We start from the raw sequence: 17,574 nt of genomic DNA, 5'->3' as shown, positions 1-17,574 counted from the left end.
TTTTCTCTCCTGTGTGAAAGGGAAATCCTTCAAATGTTCTTGTGTGGTGATCAGTATTCACTACTCATGTTGCAGACGTCAGTACCTCGCGCGCACCTCCCGACGTCGGCTCATGGTGATCAGGGCGATCACCACAGCTCCTACGCTGAGCAGCATCGCTACCCATACGTAGGGCGAGACTCCAGCACCACCCGAGTGGGGCAGCTTACCGATTTGTGTGTCCTTGACCGTAATGACAGCCATGTCCGAATCAGTGGCATCAGTGGACGAGACCGCCGTACCGATAATCGCATCGCCATCCAACAGAGCAATCGTCGTCAGCTTCTTGTCGTCGTCTGTCTGCCCGATCTGGAACTTGACGGGGCGCGGCATCAGGTTGTGACCTGTAGGAGCCTTGGTCTCAACAAGCCAATACGTCTTTCCAATCTCCAAAGTGGAGCTGGTGAACAAAGCACCGTTAGTCGGATCTACAGTCATCCCCTCAGCAATCGGCTGCGAACCGGTTAGGGCTGGGTCCACATCGAAGAGGGCGAATTCAGCGCCTACCAGATCATTGTTACCAGCTGCGTTAGTCTGAGTACCAATCTTCTTAACCTGGATCATGCGTGGCCCCACCGGGGCACACTCATCATTATCGGTGGGCACAGAATCCTTGCCCGCATCCTTAACAGTGACAAGATTAAATAAGCCGTTGCCTTCTGTGTATGTATCGTCCTGTCCGGGCAAACACTCCAGTTTGGTCGATTCGTAACCCACGGCCTTCGTGTCCAGCGTGACATTGAAGCGAATGTAGAACACCTGCTCGTTCGAGCCCAGCACATTGGCCCCGTCAGCACCGACCGTCACTGGTTCGACAACGACGCCGTCGGTGAGCTTGTATGTGCCATCGCCGTCAACTGTCACAGGTTCAGCGGCATCCAACTCTGCGACAGTGCGCGCCACCTGCACCTTGTTAATGGTCAGACCGGTAGCGAAACCAGGCTTATCGGTGAGCACACCAGTATTTTGAGCAAGAAGACCGAGATTTTCAGCAGTGATCTTGTAAATCACGTCAAAGGTCGCCGCACCAGTATTGCCGCCGGAAGCTTCCAGTTCCTTCTTAACATTCAACTTCGGATTCAGTTGTTGGCAAGCATGGTTGTTGTCCGGCCCGTCGGTGTCGCCCTCCATCGAGGCAAGGTTGTAAATGCCGTTAGGCATCGTGCCATCGGCACCGCGGCTTGTGCCGCACTGATACTCCTCGTCTTTGAAGTTTGGTGAGGCCGAGTCAACGGTGAAGGTGACGACCACATGGAAGGTGCGGGATGCGCCTCCCGTAACGGTCCCATCATCACCCTTGATCCCTCCGGCAAGGACATCGCCAGACCCCGCTGCTGCCAGCGTCCAGGGGCCAACCTCAGCAGGGAAGAGCTGCTGTTCAATCCCGGCGTCAATCGCCCCCACCTTGTGAGTATCCGTGAACACCACCTTGGTGAGCGTCGCCGAGTCGGGCAGGGTGAGCGCGTCAGTGACATCCTCATAAATCTTCGAGGACGTCGTCGACGTGTTCGTCACCGTGACGTCGTAGGCGGCAGTGTAGGAACCGTCCGAGTTGCGAATGGCTTCACCATTCTCCTCGATCCCAGAGTTGACCTTCTTCACTGAGAAAGTCGGGGAATCGGGGATGTTACCGCAGTCCTCGGCGGATCGGATTACCTTGTTCGAACTGACGTCAGCCTGGTTGTGGACGGTGTTTACCGCGTCACCGGGAGTGATGGCCCGGCAGTTCTCAGGTTCGGCCCGATCCACCCCAGTGCCCTGCTCATTGGCAGTCACATTGAGCACCACAGTGTAGGTGTGGGTGCCAGAGAGCGGCAGATAGGCGCGTCGATCGAGGGCGATCTTATCGCCGTTTCTAGTCCGCAGTTCTCCGTCCACGAATACGACATCGGCAGTGTCTGGGTTGGCGATCACCCACCTGCCGTCCTGGTTCTGCTCAGCACCGGCGGCCTGCAGGGCCTCCTTCGTCATGAGGATCTCGCCTTCAGCACTCACCCACCCCTTGGGGCCCAGGACAGCACCACTGCGCAGATCGGGGACCAATGTCACCGGCCTGCCGCTGGCCAAGGGCTGTCCCGACACATCAATGGTGCCGTTGGGCCCGGTCACTGTCATGGTTGTCATCGTGTGACCCTCGGGCACCGAGGGGGTGTCCTTCAGACCATAGGCGACGCCAACCTTTGAGGAGGGGTTGGTCACGGTGATCGTGTACCGAAGATCCCAGGTACCGTCCCAGGCTCCGTCAGCTCCCACGTGCTGAGTGGTTTCAGCAAAAGTCTTCGTAACTTGCGCTACCGGATCAAGGTTATTGACAACTGTAGCGTTAGTTGGATCCGGCCCCAGAATGAAGGAGTAACCCGGATTCTTCACATCTCGGTTTTCGCCACCTTCGTCCGGTACCACCTGCCCCGAAGCATTGGTCGCATAGTAGGCGACGGTATCGCGCCACACGAAATCCGTTCCTGGTTTGGCAAGGTTAATTGGAGCAGTCACCCCATCTACTACTGCGCCCGGAGGAAGCTCCTTGACATAGCAGTTCGAGCCGATTGGAATTCGACCGGTCTGGTCAGTAACAGGGAGGTCATCTCCATTCTCTTCACTGTTGCCAATCGTGGCCTTGTTGTCCTCACCGGCCATAATTTTGACCAGACCACTGACCGTTTCACCACTGCGAGTCAAACAGGTGTAGTTCACCCAGTACTCGCCGTTCGCGTCGACAGCGTCGGTCGCTCCCTGCACCTGCTTGGTGATCGTGAATGAACCAAAGCGTCGAGTCTGATCGTTCGTGACTCGAAGCTTCGCATTTGAGGCTGACGTCGCAACCTTCGAGGTGACAGTATCGACAACATTGGTCACGGCTTCGACGGGCACCGCACCAACCTCAACACTCCACTGGTAGGAGGGGTCTTTGACATTTGGTTGGGCAGGTCGATCCGTTTCAGTGATCGTGCAGCGAGAGCCAACGGGAACGTGATTATTGCGCACTCCGTCACCGTCATAGTCCTGATCCGACTCTAGTGAAGCCACGCCGGCACCGTTGCGGTTCCAGGATCCCGTGTATTCGTCTCCGGCCTCGTCAATACAGGTCCAACGACCCTTATACGAGTTAGTTTCAGTGGTGGTAGCGTCAGGCACAATCTTCTCGACTTCAAGGGATCCGTAGACCCGCTTGGCTCGGTTGGTGACCGTCAAAGTTAGAAGATCATCAGCCGAGGTTGTTGCAGTCCAACTACCTGTCCTCGTGACGCTCTGCGCGTCGCCGAGCTGAGACGAGTAACGCTCGTTTTCCCATGCCCACGAGGTATCGACGAGCTGGGAACCAGCATCTTCAAGTTTGGTCGACAAAGAGTCTTCGGTGATGGTGCAGTCTGCTCCAGCAGGCACTCTGACAGTGTCAACTTCTGCCCCATTAACTGTTTGCACCTGACCGTCAACGATCACGCTGGATACGCTCGGGTCAGCTTGGTTGTTGCGGATACCCAATGCATTGAGATCGAAGCTCTGAGAGATCCGAGTCCCGTCATTAGGGTTACGACAGATCAGTTGAACGTGGACTGTCGCACCGGGAGTGATGGCTTCGGTACTGCCGTCGTAATCTTTGACGATCTTGAGAGTGGAGTAGACCGGAGCAACGTCATTGGTAACGACGACCTTACGGGCACCGCCAGTATCCAACACGTTCACAGGATTCTCCGGCGTACCATGACCGTCCTCGAAGACGGGGTTCTTCCACGACCAGGAAATGTTCTTGAGATCGTCTGAACTGGGCGCGTCCTCGGTGAAGGAGCACGAAGTTGTTAGAGGCAGGCCACCGGTGGTCTGTACGGCGGTCTTAGACGGAGTCCACACATCGGCCAGATAGCCTGCGTCCTCAGCGAAAATCGCATCTTGTCCGGGGACAGAAGACCAGGTTCCTGCTGAGACTGTAGCGCCATCGTAGATGCAGGTGTAACGGCCTGTGAAGGCCTTGGTCGCGTCAGCGACGGCACCCTGGGCCTGACTGGTCAACACCTTGGTCAAGGAGATTGGACCTGTGACGCGCTTAACCTGGTTGACTACCTGAACCCTAATATCCGTGACGTCGTCATTGATCTGGTAGACATTGGGATGCCCATCGACTGCGGTAAGCCTCGTATCGCCGTTGAAGACAGTGATCTCTGGCTCCAACCATGAATATGAAGCATCCTTGAGCCACTCATTGCGAGGACTATCCTCGGTGATGCGGCAGTACCAGCCAGCAGGAACGGATTGTTCATAAGACGACTGCCCATGAGTGAGGTCTTTGGATACCAACACCTGGTTGTTGAAGTCCAAGGAAGGCGCGCACGACACGGTGATGTTGAATTTCTGGTTCGCATCGTTGAGGAAGTCCGTTGTTTCGGAACCGTTTTCATCCGTGACGATTTTCGTGATTCTCGCGGGAGTACGCTTTTGCTCGACGGTGTTTGTGACAAGCATGTCGGCCCGCGTTTCGGGACTGACCGTCGCATTGGTGTAGATGGGCGCACCGTCGCCGTTCTTCCATCGATACTGCGGATCATTGGCATTGGGTTGGCCATTGATCTGTTGTTCCACAGGGGCGCATACCGAACCCAACGGCAGCAGCTCATTGGCTACGGTCAGATCCGTTCCATCCTCAGCTTTGACAGTCGCTTGGCCGGGACCGGTTACTGTCCACGTTCCGGTACCAACAGCTGCAACGGGTTGGCCGTCGTAGGTGCATGTGAATGTGCCAGAGTAGATCGCACCCCTGCCCTGGTCGGCGGCGGAGCCCTCGCCGGTAATCCTCTTCGTTAATCCCACGGTGCCGTGGACCCGTTTGATCGGATTGGTGACTTTGAGCTCTGCACTGTTGTCGATGCTCGCGGTCACGGTTGCCGGAGTCTTGTTCTCCCCGTGGACAATCTCTTCATAGCGAGGCTCCTCCCAGGTGTAGGAGGTGTCCTTGAGTCCACCGGAAACAGGGACCTCTGTGACCGAACAGTGCTGGCCAACTGGAACCAATGCTCCAGTGTCCACCGTGGCCGTCGTCGAACCGGCAGGAATGGTGACCGTGTGGGTGCCCTGGTAGCCGGAGACGAAGGAGCCTTCCTCCGGCAAACAGGTCACGTTGAAGGTGAAGTTCTGGCCACCTACGTAGCCCTCGGTGAGTCCGGCGATCTGCTTGGTCACCTTGATATTCGTAAGACGGTTGTTGAGGTGGTTATTGGCCTGAACGGTGATAGCCCCCTGTGCAGGAACAGTCACCGAGACCACCGGAGACTCCAATGCATTTTCACCGGTGCCAGCGGTCATGGTGCGACCTGTCTCGGTGGCGTTGGAATACTTGACCGGATCCCAGACCCACGGATCGACTGTGATCCCGTGCTTGGCATCAATGTTCTCGTGAAGCTCACAGTAGGCCCCAGCAGGCAGGGTCACATCGGCAAGCTCAGCAGTTTCACCTGCGGTGATCGAACGGGTTCCTTCGGCGGTAACTCCGTTGACGACGACCTTGGCGACCTTGGTGGCGTCGGTCCAACAGGTGTAGATGAAGTCGAACTTCGTCCCCACCGCGTACTGCTTACCTTCATCGCCACCGGAGACTGCCTTGGTGATGAGGAGGTTAGCCTCAGTCTTCTTGACGGTGTTGGTGACAGTGACCTTCTCCTCAGTGACACCATCGGCCCAGGTTGCAGTGCCGGGAGTAATCGTGGGAGCGCCCCAAACGTAGTGCGCATCGGCATCATAGGGGCGGGTCGTGAGCGGTTCTTCACTCACCTGGCACCAGGACCCCTTAAGCAGGGTGAGGGTGTCGGTGCGTCCGCCCTGATCGACTCCTTGATCGTTTGTCGTGAGAGTCAGGGTCGCCAGACCGGCATCGCCCGGACCACCATCACGGGTCTTGCTCCAGGAACCGGCCATCACATCGTCACCGAGCTTGCAGTAGAATCCGCCGCTGTAGGTGTGGGCGTCAATCGCCTGCAGATCGATACTCGACAGATCGAGCATCTTAGAGATCTGCAGGGTCACATACTGGCGCTCGAACTCATTGGTGAAAGTGACCCGCGGGTAGAAGCCTTCGGCCGATTTCGGGTGGGCAGTGACGATGGTGGAACGAGCATCGCCTCGGTGCCCGTCATGCTCTTGCCCGTGGCTGATTTCCCAGCTGGTGGTGGTCCAGGCATAGGAGTCATTGTTGAATCCAGTGCTAGAACCTGGGTTCGGGCTGGTTTCGGTGACCAGACAGTTCGAACCTGCAGGCACGGTATCCTCTGCTAGGCGCCACACTTGGTTGAGGGTGATGGATACCGTCTCAGTATGGTTTGGCTGGTTACCACCCGGAGCTTCAGCATCAACGCCGGGAGCGTAGCACTTCACGTCATAGGTGAATCTTGCATCTGCCCGTAGCCCTGAGGGATCCGCCACCTTTTTGGTGATCGCAATGCCGCCGAAGGAACGCTTGGTGGGGTTGACGACGACACCGGTTCCGCCTTGGGTACCGACATCGACTGATCGACCTCGTAACTGGGTACCCCTGGCATCCTCATACCTGATGTTGTCTGCGTCCCAGTCGAAATCGGAGTTGAGGGTTGCATCGTCGAGGGAGGTCATGACCTCGTCGAGCTGGCATGCGGTCTGACGTGGCACCTGTACCTGAACAGACTGACCATCACGTACTTGCACCTGGCCGGTCGCTGGGCCACAGGTGTAGTTCACAACGAAGGTGTGGTCGGGTGCGACGAAGCCAGTATCACCGGGGTTAGCTTGGGTTCCTCCGGGGCCGACGACTGCCTTGGAAATGGTGAGGGGAACGGTCGCAATCTTGTAGGTGTTGGTGACAGTGACCCGCTTGGTCTGGGCCTTTCCGACCACCACGTCGTTGCCAGCGTAGGAGATGGTTGACCAGTCGTAGTAGTTGGCGGAGAAGTCACCAGGCTGGACGGTCTGTGTCGACTCGCTCACGGTACAGGTCGCGCCGGCAGGCACCTCGACTCGTGCCACCTGGGAGTCGGCTGCGACGTTCTGCACGCCTTGGGCGACAATCTGACCATCGAGGCTGCAGGAGTACTGGAGCGGGAAGGTGCGGGTGGTGCCACCGGTGTAGCCCGGCTGGACTCCCTGATCAGGCTTGACCGACTTCGCCAATTCAAGGACACCTGTGTCCTGGACGATGGTGTTGGTGACGCTCAGCAGGGCCGGGTTGGTGGCCGTGTTCTGCTTAGTGACGGTGACCGGCGCCGAGTAAGAGGGTTCGGTCCACCTGTAGGAGGTGTTCACCAGACGCTCCGAACCGGTCGGGGGGTTCTTCTCGGTGATCGAGCAAGTAGCCCCTACCGGGATCTCCTCACTGACCAGACGCTGAGGATCACCGTGTTGGACGGTCAGGTCGCCGGTGTGACCGGAGTTGCACGTGTAACTGAGAGTGAATCCCTGCCCGCCCCCGGCAAAGCCATCGGTCTTCCCGTCGAGCAGCTTGTCCACCGCGATGCGACCGGTGGAGTAGGTATTGGTGAAGGTGCAGGTGACGTTCGCATCGGGAGCCAAGGTGAGTCTTTCGGCCAAGGTGGCCCCGTCACCGTCGACGTCACGGGTGGCGATAGTACGCCCGGCAGCGTCACGGCAGGTCAGATCCGTCAGCTCGTAACCGTAAATGTTCTGGTTGAGCAGCGACTCGCCGAGATCGTATTCACCGGAGGGCACAACAGTGGAGGTGACCCTGCCGGAACCCGTGGTTCCCTGCCGGGTCGTGCCGGAGGTCACTGCGTCGGTCCCCCTGGCCGCCAGCTGCCAATTCGATGCAGCAGCGGGACCACCGTTGACGACCTTCCGCAGGGTGAGGGTCGATTTTGCCTCGTACTTGTTATGGAAGGTGCAGCGGATCGGTACGGCCTTGGGGTCGGTGACCGCCCCCACGTCGGAGAAGTCCACACTGCCGCTGTTCAGATCGACCCCCACGCGGACGTCCTCACCATTGCCGTTGACACAGGCGATGCCTTCGAGTTTCCATCCGGATCTGGTGCGGTTGGCAGAGGTGTCGTGGTTGTTCTCGATGATCCTGAAACCAGAGGAACCGACACCGAAGGCGTAATAGGCATCGGCTTGCGTCTTGGTGCCATTGGCGAGGTCATAGTTGTCGGTTCCACCCGATCCCCTGGCCGTGGTGGGTTTCAGCGTGTAGTTGAAGGCACCGTCGTGGATGAACCCGGCGTGCGCACCATCGATCTGCTTGGTGGCACCGGTGAACAGGCTGGTGTCGTTGACGACGTTCGCTGTGTGGAAGTACTCGGCCTTGGAGTCGGCATCAGTACGGAAGGAGAACTCTGGAACGGCGATGTTCTGGGAGTTGGCGTCAGCGGTGGCGGTCTTGGAGATCGTAACGTAGCGCTCCTGCTGGAATTCACCGTAGAGACAACCGAAAGTGTCCTGACCTTCCTTGGTGCGGAAATAGGTGACGGTTTCCTCGTCGCTGCCCGGAGGAATGCTCGGACAGTTCTGGTTGGCCCCATTGTTGTAGAAGCCCCAAATCTTGAGACGGTAGGGGACACCGTCCTTGCCCAGGACGATTCGCTCCGAATCGACCTTGTTGATCGTCACCTGATCATCGGAGGAGGGCAATTGGTTGGCCCTTCCGATCTTGAGCCCGGCAGCGTAGGTGGTGTCATCCGAATAGAGGTCATAATCACCGGTTTGCACAGAACGCTGGTAGCAACCGAGGGCGCCACTGGCGCTATTGACTCGCGCGAGCACCAGATTCGTACCGCAGCTGTAATTACCGGTCCAGTTGTTGTAGCTCGGTTGACCGTAGTAACGGTAATTGCCTCCAGCGCGCTGCACGACGACGTTCGTGTCATTGTTGCTGGTCTCTTCCTGGGTGAAAGGGAACTCCTCCTCGACACCGTTGAAGTCAAGATGCAGCGATGAGTGGAGCCACGAATACATCGTCAGGATCGGATTGTTGTTGTGGCGCATCGTGCCGATGAGGAAGGGCTCGTTGGCATTGACGCTCGTGAGCTGGTTGGCCTGGAAACCGATGGCCGACTGATCGTTTGCCTGGATCGCGGTTCCCAAACTGCCACTGGCAGGAATACCGCGGGCAACATAGGACCACATGTCCGCGGGCTTCTGGTCACCGGTCACCCAGAACTGATCTACACGAGACGTCAATTCAGTACCACCGCTGTAGGGGGTCTTACCTTCGATGAGGCCGTAGCGGATCAGATTGGTCTGATAGCGCGCACAGGCACCATTCGTATAGTAGGAGACGCACACACGATCAGAGGGGTAGGCGTCGGTGGCCGTGGTGTCACCCGAGTTGTTGACGATCGTCCGACCGACCTTCGCTCGGTTCGAGGTGATTGTGAGGGCCACACTCGCAGGAGTCTCGGTTACTGCCTGGGCATCCGGGGTTGTCGGTAAGAAGATCGCCCCAACAATGCTGCCAAAAACCAGTATTGCTGCCATCACTACAGCTACAGTCCGGTCGACAAGGCGACTACGGTGCCTCACGGAAGCCGCATGCTGCATAAACTACTCCGAACTCCCCCCCCCCCCCCCGCGATTTGGGAGATTGAGGCTGATTGATCTGCCCACCCGCGATCAAATTTAATGCGGATGTGACTCTTAAAAAGAGAATACTTAGAATACTCTACAACTATTCATCATTTGTCAACGGAAACCTAAATCACACTCCTACTATTCACGGGTTACAGGGACAGGCGTTCGGTAAAAAGGCTACCTCTATATCCCCTCCCAACACCTCTCAGTTAATCACGTCCTAGAGCTTAAGCACTACTTACTCATGCAAGCCTCACGCAACCTCTACCACCCCGAGGGACGCACATAAGTCTGTCGAAGGACGCACAAGTTGCATGCTGCTCCCTCAGTTTGGGCGTCCCTCGCGACACTTTTGGGCGTCCCTCGACAATTGAAGTCAGACACGCCCGTGCGGACCAGCCCCGACTCGACCTCGCCCTCTTCAATATCCGGCACAATTAACGCCTATGACCCAGTCCATCATCCCCGCGACCCCCGCTGACCTCATCTCCGGCAAAATCGCAGCTACCAATGCCCCTCACCCCCTATCCGTCTTCGACATGTTCCGCATTGGCATCGGCCCCTCGTCATCCCACACCGTCGGCCCCATGCGCGCCGGTTTGCATTTCACTACCCAACTCGCCGCCACCACGCCCTCGCGAATCACCATCGACCTATACGGTTCCCTCGCCGCAACAGGAATCGGCCACAACACCGACCGAGCCGTTCTCCTAGGAATCGCCGGACACCACCCCGAAACCGTCACCACCCACACCATCGAGACACTGCTTGCCACCATCGCCACTCACCGCGCCATCACGCTGCCCAACGGAGCACGCGCAAACCTCGACCCCGCGGACGACATCCGCTTCCACGCCCGCACCGTCCTGCCCTACCACGTCAATGCACTTACCATCACCGCATACGAGGGCGACCCTGCGCCTGAAACCACACTCCTTCAACACACCTACTACTCCGTAGGTGGCGGCTTCGTCATGATCCAGACCAATGCCGATCCCCACAGGCCCGAAGTTGCACCACTGGCCAGCACCAGCACCCGATCTGCCTCCACTGTGCCAGCACCCCATCCTTTCGCTACCGCCGAACAACTACTCAAAGCCTGTGCCGCTGCAAATATGAGCATCTCTGATCTGGTTCGCACCAACGAAGAGTCTGCCCGCCCACGCACCGACCTCGACAACTACCTTGATCGCATTACCAACACCATGTTCGACTGCATCGACGCAGGAACCCAAGCCCACGGCATCCTCCCCGGCGGCCTCGACGTGCCCCGGCGAGCAGCAGCCCTGGCCCGTAAACTCGGGCAACGCACCCGAAACAAACAGCAGATACCGACCAACCACTGGGCATCCACCCCCAACGATCCAATGCGAGCCATGGACTGGGTCAACCTTTACGCCCTCGCCGTCAATGAAGAAAACGCCGCCGGACACCGCATCGTCACTGCCCCCACCAACGGCGCAGCTGGCGTCATCCCAGCAGTGCTCGGATACCTTGTCACCGAATGCCCCGAAGCCGGTGCGCTCGGCGTCAACCTGAATGCTCCTCCCAACGCAGAAAAAGAGGATCATGAGGCAAGCACCACAGCCTGTGAATCGACTCTGACAGATAGCACGACACACCAAACAAAAGACAATATCGCACCCCTGGCACATGTACGGCTAACTCCCGAAAGCCCAGAATACTTGCGTCGTTCTGTCCACAACTTCCTACTCGCCGCTTCAGCCATCGGAGCTCTCATCAAAACCAACGCCTCGATCGCCGGAGCCGAAGTGGGATGCCAGGGCGAAGTCGGATCCGCCTGCGCTATGGCCGCAGCTGGGCTTGCTCAAGCGTTGGGCGGAACCCCCTCACAAGTCGAAAATGCCGCCGAGATCGCTATGGAACATTCCTTGGGTCTAACCTGCGATCCTGTCGGCGGCCTAGTGCAAATCCCTTGCATCGAACGTAATGCCATCGCCGCCGTCAAAGCCATCAATGCCGCACGCATGGCTATGTGGGGGGACGGGCGGCACACCGTGTCTTTGGATGCGGTCATTGAGACAATGCGACAGACAGGCAATGACATGCTCTCTAAATATAAAGAGACATCTGAGGGCGGTCTGGCTGTCAATGTCGTGGAGTGCTGAGCCCAGGCGAGTTGGCGGCGGGCGGCCACGCCGGAGCCACCCGCAAAAATAGACACAGTCACACATTTCTGGGTACGCATCACTTTTCTAAAACCTCTAGATTCCAACGATTCTCTCAAAGCGCCTGGTCTAAAGCGGGCACGACTGTGTCTAAAACTGCGGGTAGATCCGACACCAACACCGCTCAGCGCTGAGCGACACCTGGCGCAGAGGCTACTCACACTGTCGCAACCGAACGCTGGCACCCAGCACTAGCAACAGTCAACCCCAGATGTAGGGTTTGGTTCATAAGCTCCCCCACTACATCTAGGGGCGACACGCCGATCTCAACAACTAATTTGAAGCAATTTTTGTGGGGTTTTTTCTAGTTTTCCACAACTTGTGGATGGATTTTATTCACCTATCCACAGTTTCAATAGCGGTTCGGAAGACCTCACTGGCAGATCCAGGATTGCCCGAAAACCCCGAGGTTCCAAGCCTTGCGTGAACCGCAGATGCCTACGCTCCAATAGATAGTGAGACAGGCAAAGAACAACTATGTGCCACCCGTCCACAACAACTCAACAGACCATCCACAACCCAATAGTCACCAACGCGACAAACACAACATCTTGGGGTTGAGCACATGACTAGACCCTAGGTGTAGTGTTGTCTCATCAACGCGGCACAAACCGGTTCACAAGAACCACAACCGTGTGATTACAAGCCTGTCATCGGGCTTTTCACCGCCCGCGCCGCATACAACACAGGCACATAGAAACTCCGAGGAGACCCTGAAATGACGATCACCGTCTACTCCAAGCCCCGCTGCCCCCAGTGCGATGCAACGATGCGCGCCCTCGACAAGCAGGGTCTGGACTACACCAAGATCGACGTCACTCAGGACGCTGACGCCCTCGAACTCATCAAGGGCCTGGGCTACCAGCAGGCACCCGTCGTCATGGCGGGCGACGACCACTGGTCAGGCTTCCGCCCCGACCGCATCAAAGCCGCCGCAGCGGCAGCAGCCACGGCCCCCATTGCCGTCGGCCAAAACTAAGCCTCAACGTCCCGGCCACCCCGGTGGCTGGGACATTTTACTGCGCAGGCTGGCTGCCCCAGCACCTCCGCCGGCCCCCCGTAACCGGACTCATCCCCCGCCACCAGACTCGCCCCCCTGAACCAGAGAACACGCGAAAGGACCATCGTGGTCAACGTCGTCTACTTCTCTTCAGCCACCGGAAACACCCGACGATTCGCTGAAAAACTGGGATTCCCCGCACAGCGCATCCCCCTGCTGCCCAAAGACGAATTCCTGCACGTAGACCAGCCCTACGTCCTCATCGTGCCCACCTACGGCGGCGGCAACCTCAAAGGCGCAGTCCCCAAACAAGTCATCAAATTCCTCAACGACCCCGACAACCGGCGCCAATGCGTCGGAGTGATCTCGTCGGGCAACACCAACTTCGGTAAGGCCTTCTGCCTCGCAGGTGACATTGTCGCGGCCAAACTGAACGTCCCACACATGTACAAGTTCGAGCTCCTCGGAACCCCCGAGGACGTCTCCAGAGTTCGCGAAGGACTGAACGAGTTTTGGCACAAAATCTCACCGACACAGGCGTAGAAGACATCCGCAGCCCTGAGCTCGACTACCACGCGCTCAACGCCCAGCTCAACCTGTACGACGCCGAAGGAAACATCCAATTCGACGCCGACCGCCAGGCTGCCCGCCAGTACTTCCTTCAGCACGTCAACCAGAACACCGTGTTCTTCCACGACCTCGAAGAAAAGATCGAATACCTCATCGAAGAGGGCTACTACGAAGCCCACGTCCTCGAACAGTACGACTTCTCCGACGTCAAAGCCCTGTTCAAGCAGGCATACGCCCACAAGTTCCGCTTCCCCACTTTCTTGGGCGCCTTCAAGTACTACACCTCGTACACCCTGAAAACCTTCGACGGGAAGCGCTACCTGGAGCGCTTCGAAGACCGCGTCGTCATGGTCGCGCTCTTCCTGGCACGCGGCGACCTTGAGCTCGCCAAGAGCCTCGTTGACGAAATGATGACGGGCCGCTTCCAGCCCGCCACCCCCACTTTCCTCAACGCCGGCAAGGCTGCGCGCGGCGAACTAGTGTCCTGCTTCCTGCTGCGTATCGAAGACAATATGGAGTCGATCGCCCGCGGCATCAACTCCGCGCTCCAGCTTTCTAAGCGTGGCGGCGGCGTCGCCCTGTCGCTGACAAACCTGCGTGAATCCGGCGCACCGATCAAGAAGATTGAGAACCAGTCATCCGGCGTCATCCCTGTGATGAAGCTGCTGGAAGATTCCTTCTCCTACGCCAACCAGCTGGGGGCTCGCCAGGGCGCTGGCGCCGTCTACCTGCACGCTCACCACCCCGACATCCTGGGCTTCTTGGACACCAAGCGCGAAAACGCTGACGAAAAAATCCGCATCAAGACCCTGTCGCTGGGCGTCGTCATCCCCGACATCACCTTCGAACTGGCTAAGAAGAACGAGGACATGTACCTGTTCTCCCCCTACGACGTTGAACGCGTCTACGGGGTGCCGCTGTCAGAAATCTCTGTGACCGAAAAGTACCGCGAAATGGTCGATAACGGGCGGATCCGTAAGAAGAAGATCAATGCTCGTCGTTTCTTCCAGACCCTGGCTGAAATTCAGTTCGAATCCGGCTACCCGTACATCGTTTTCGAGGACACCGTCAACGCTGCAAACCCCATTAAGGGCCGCATCACCATGTCGAACCTGTGCTCGGAGATCCTCCAGGTATCCGAGGCATCAACCTACAACGACGACTTGACCTACAGCCATGTTGGCAAGGACATTTCGTGCAACTTGGGTTCTCTCAATATCGCCAAGACCATGGACTCTGAGGACTTCTCCAAGACTGTTGAGACAGCGATCCGCGGCCTGACCGCCGTGTCTGACCTGTCGAATATCCAGTCTGTCCCCTCCGTTGCGCGCGGCAATGCCATGTCCCACGCGATCGGCCTGGGCCAGATGAACCTGCACGGCTACCTGGCTCGCGAGCATGTGTATTACGGCTCCGAAGAGGCCCTGGACTTCACCAACATGTACTTCATGACGGTGGCGTTCGAGGCCATCCGTACCTCCTGCAAGATGGCTCGCGAACGCGGCGAGACCTTCGAAGGTTTCGAGGATTCCAAGTACGCAAGCGGCGAATACTTCACCAAGTACATCGAGGGCGATTGGGAACCTAAGACCGACAAGTGCCGCGAGCTGCTGGCTAAGTCATCGATCAAGGTGCCAACGAACGAGGATTGGGCTGCTTTGGCTGCCGAGGTCGCCCAGTACGGCATGTACAACCAGAATCTGCAGGCCGTCCCTCCGACGGGTTCCATCTCGTACATCAACAACTCGACCTCGTCGATCCACCCGATCGTGTCCAAGATTGAGATCCGTAAGGAAGGCAAGATTGGCCGCGTCTACTACCCGGCGCCCTTCATGGACAACGACAACTTGGACTACTACCAGGACGCCTACGAGATTGGCCCGGAGAAGATCATTGATACTTACGCGGTGGCCACTCAGCATGTCGATCAGGGCTTGTCGTTGACGCTGTTCTACCCGTCCACGGTCACTTCGCGCGACATCAATAAATCCTACATTTATGCGTGGCGTAAGGGCATTAAGACGCTTTACTACATGCGCCTGCGTCAGATGGCGTTGGAGGGTACCGAGGTCGAGGGTTGTGTCTCCTGCATGCTGTGATTCGCACCCGCAGTAGTGCGCAAGCACGCATCGACCTCGTAATGTGGCCTTAACACTTTTGAAAGGATCATCTGAGATGACGAATCCCTACGCAGCTCCTACTCCCAACTCTGACCCATACGGCACGGGTAATCGCGACAGTAACGATGCGTGGGCATCTGCCCAGCCTTCTTCGACACAGCCGGCTTCTGACCAGTCGCAGGCAAGCACCACACAGGACCCAAGCTGGTCGACTGCTCAGCAGGAATACCAGCAGACCAGTCAGGGTTACCCTCAGGGCGGTTACGGCCAGGCCGGCTACGACCAAACACAGGGCCAGGCAGCATACGGCCAGCCCCCGTACGGTCAGGCTCCCTACCAGCAGGGATACCAGCCTGGCTACCAACAGCCGATGTACGGCCAGCCCGCACAACTCGCCCAGCCCGTGATGATCAACGGCGAAATTGTCGATCCGGCGAAGTTGCGTTCGGACTCGACGGTCGTCCTCGTTCTCGGCATCCTCGGCTTGATCCTCCTCGGCCCACTCACCGCGATTCCGGCGTGGATTTGGGGCGGTCGCCTTATTAAGAAGGCTCAGGCTGCAGGCATTCCTGAGGACGTGGTTTCTAACGCAAAGATCGGCAAGATCCTCGGCATCGTTGGAACGATCCTGTGGGGTGTCATCATCCTCTTCTACATTGTCATTGTCGTCTTCGTCCTGGCTAGCCTTTCTTCGACAGGTTATGACTACTCAATGCTGACAGGGATCTTCTAAGACCAATTTGGGCGTCCCTCGCGAGAAAGATGGGCGTCCCTCGGCAGACTTTTGGGCGTCCCTCGCGGGGAGAAAATTTCGCGAGGGACGCCCATAATTCTTTCTCCCACCGGCGCCTCCCCACCGGCCCTTCCCGACCTGCCGATAAACTAAACCCATGACTCCGCGCCCCGAATACCGCTCAGGCCGAAACAACTTCTCTGACCGTGGCCGCCGCCGCGCAGGCTCCGACCAAGACCTCATCAACGACCTGCAACGCATGGACGGGCGCCCCTACGGCACCTACAAGTCAGTCGTCGGCGACTGGAACTACGGTGACTTCTCCCTGGCTATCGACAGAGTCCAAGCCGACCCCTACGCCCCGCCCTCGTCAATCCGCGCCACCACCACCCCCAAGGCCATGGGCCTGCCAGACGAAGCCCTGAAAGACGGCGCAACCCGCCTAGCCGCCGCAGACTTCCTCGTGCGTTCCTTCGAAACAGCCATCCGCAGGCGCGGCGCAGGCTCAGCCGTGCGCATCGCCCACCCCGGCCAAGAAATCCTCCAACGCTCCGCAGCCACCGTCCTGCCCGACCGCGTCGAGGTCCGCTTCCAAGTCCACATGCCCGCACGAGGCCGCTCCATCCTCGGGCGCCAAGCCGCCCAACTCTTCGACGTCGACGTCCCCAACATCGTCATGGACGCCTTCGACTTCGTCTCCGAAGAACCCGAAACCCAGCTCGCACGCCAAGCCCTGCTCGCACACATCGCAACCTACGTTGACCACCGGGCACTCCAAGACGCCCTCGTCGCCAACAATTGGGTGGCATTCGTTACTGACGGGTCCATCCTGGCTCGCAAATCCGGCGTCTCCCAGCTTCCGATGGACGCAGACCAGGCCGTCGCGTTCGACTCGCCAGACTCCTTGCGCGCCACCGTTACATTGCCGCACGCAGGCCAAGTCACAGGCATGGCCATTGAACCTGGAGTCACCGTCATTGTCGGCGGCGGCTACCACGGCAAATCCACACTGCTGGGAGCCTTGCAGCGCGGCGTCTACTCGCACATCCCCGGTGACGGACGCGAACTTGTGGCCACCACTCCTGACGCGATGAAGATCCGGGCCGCCGACGGGCGGGCCGTCACCGGCGTCGATGTCTCCCCTTTCATCACTCACCTCCCTGGAGGCGCCGACACCACCCGCTTTTCAACGGCAAACGCTTCAGGTTCGACCTCGCAGGCCGCAGCCATCGTCGAAGCTGTCGAACTCGGATCGCCGCTGCTGCTCATTGACGAGGACACGTCGGCGACGAACCTTCTGGTTGGGATCATCCATGCGCACAGATGTAGTGGTGGATCTGGATGCGGAACGGCGGTTGAGGCGCGCATCCTGAATTGTGGAGCAAT

Annotated in this window: 7 protein-coding genes; 6 read left to right on the top strand and 1 reads right to left on the bottom strand. The window is 58.3% G+C overall.

Annotation, left to right across the window (positions count from 1 at the left end; translation table 11 throughout):
- Nucleotides 1-78: 78 nt before the first annotated feature.
- Nucleotides 79-9,528 (bottom strand): DUF5979 domain-containing protein, encoded by a 9,450-nt coding sequence (locus G439_RS0109850; protein WP_131333624.1) that lies wholly within the window; start codon nucleotides 9,526-9,528, stop codon nucleotides 79-81.
- Nucleotides 9,529-10,022: 494 nt separating this feature from the next.
- Between G439_RS0109850 and G439_RS0109845 the strand changes: the two genes are divergently transcribed.
- The 6 genes from G439_RS0109845 to G439_RS11875 form a co-directional block, all read left to right on the top strand.
- Nucleotides 10,023-11,705 (top strand): L-serine ammonia-lyase, iron-sulfur-dependent, subunit alpha, encoded by a 1,683-nt coding sequence (locus G439_RS0109845; protein ID WP_022869018.1) that lies wholly within the window; start codon nucleotides 10,023-10,025, stop codon nucleotides 11,703-11,705.
- Between the two features lie 778 nt (nucleotides 11,706-12,483).
- On the top strand, nucleotides 12,484-12,744 hold the full coding sequence (gene nrdH, locus G439_RS0109840) for a glutaredoxin-like protein NrdH (RefSeq protein ID WP_022869017.1): 261 nt from the start codon (nucleotides 12,484-12,486) through the stop codon (nucleotides 12,742-12,744).
- Nucleotides 12,745-12,891: 147 nt separating this feature from the next.
- A complete protein-coding gene (gene nrdI / locus G439_RS0109835; RefSeq protein WP_022869016.1) occupies nucleotides 12,892-13,308 on the top strand; it encodes a class Ib ribonucleoside-diphosphate reductase assembly flavoprotein NrdI in 417 nt (138 codons plus the stop codon).
- The gene (nrdE, locus tag G439_RS0109830; protein ID WP_022869015.1) at nucleotides 13,278-15,434 is read left to right on the top strand and encodes a class 1b ribonucleoside-diphosphate reductase subunit alpha; all 2,157 of its coding nucleotides are present in this window, start codon (nucleotides 13,278-13,280) and stop codon (nucleotides 15,432-15,434) included. Before nrdI ends, nrdE begins: the two co-directional genes overlap by 31 nt.
- A 76-nt stretch (nucleotides 15,435-15,510) precedes the next feature.
- Entirely contained in the window at nucleotides 15,511-16,188 is a 678-nt protein-coding gene (locus G439_RS0109825) for a hypothetical protein (RefSeq protein ID WP_022869014.1), read from the top strand.
- A gap of 157 nt (nucleotides 16,189-16,345) precedes the next feature.
- Nucleotides 16,346-17,574, top strand: a 1,229-nt coding sequence (locus tag G439_RS11875; protein WP_022869013.1) for a P-loop domain-containing protein, incomplete at its 3' end; no start/stop codon positions are given.

This window comes from Schaalia vaccimaxillae DSM 15804 (genome assembly GCF_000420425.1).
GTDB classification, from domain to species: domain Bacteria; phylum Actinomycetota; class Actinomycetes; order Actinomycetales; family Actinomycetaceae; genus Pauljensenia; species Pauljensenia vaccimaxillae.
This window is presented reverse-complemented; position numbering and strand designations above follow the sequence as displayed.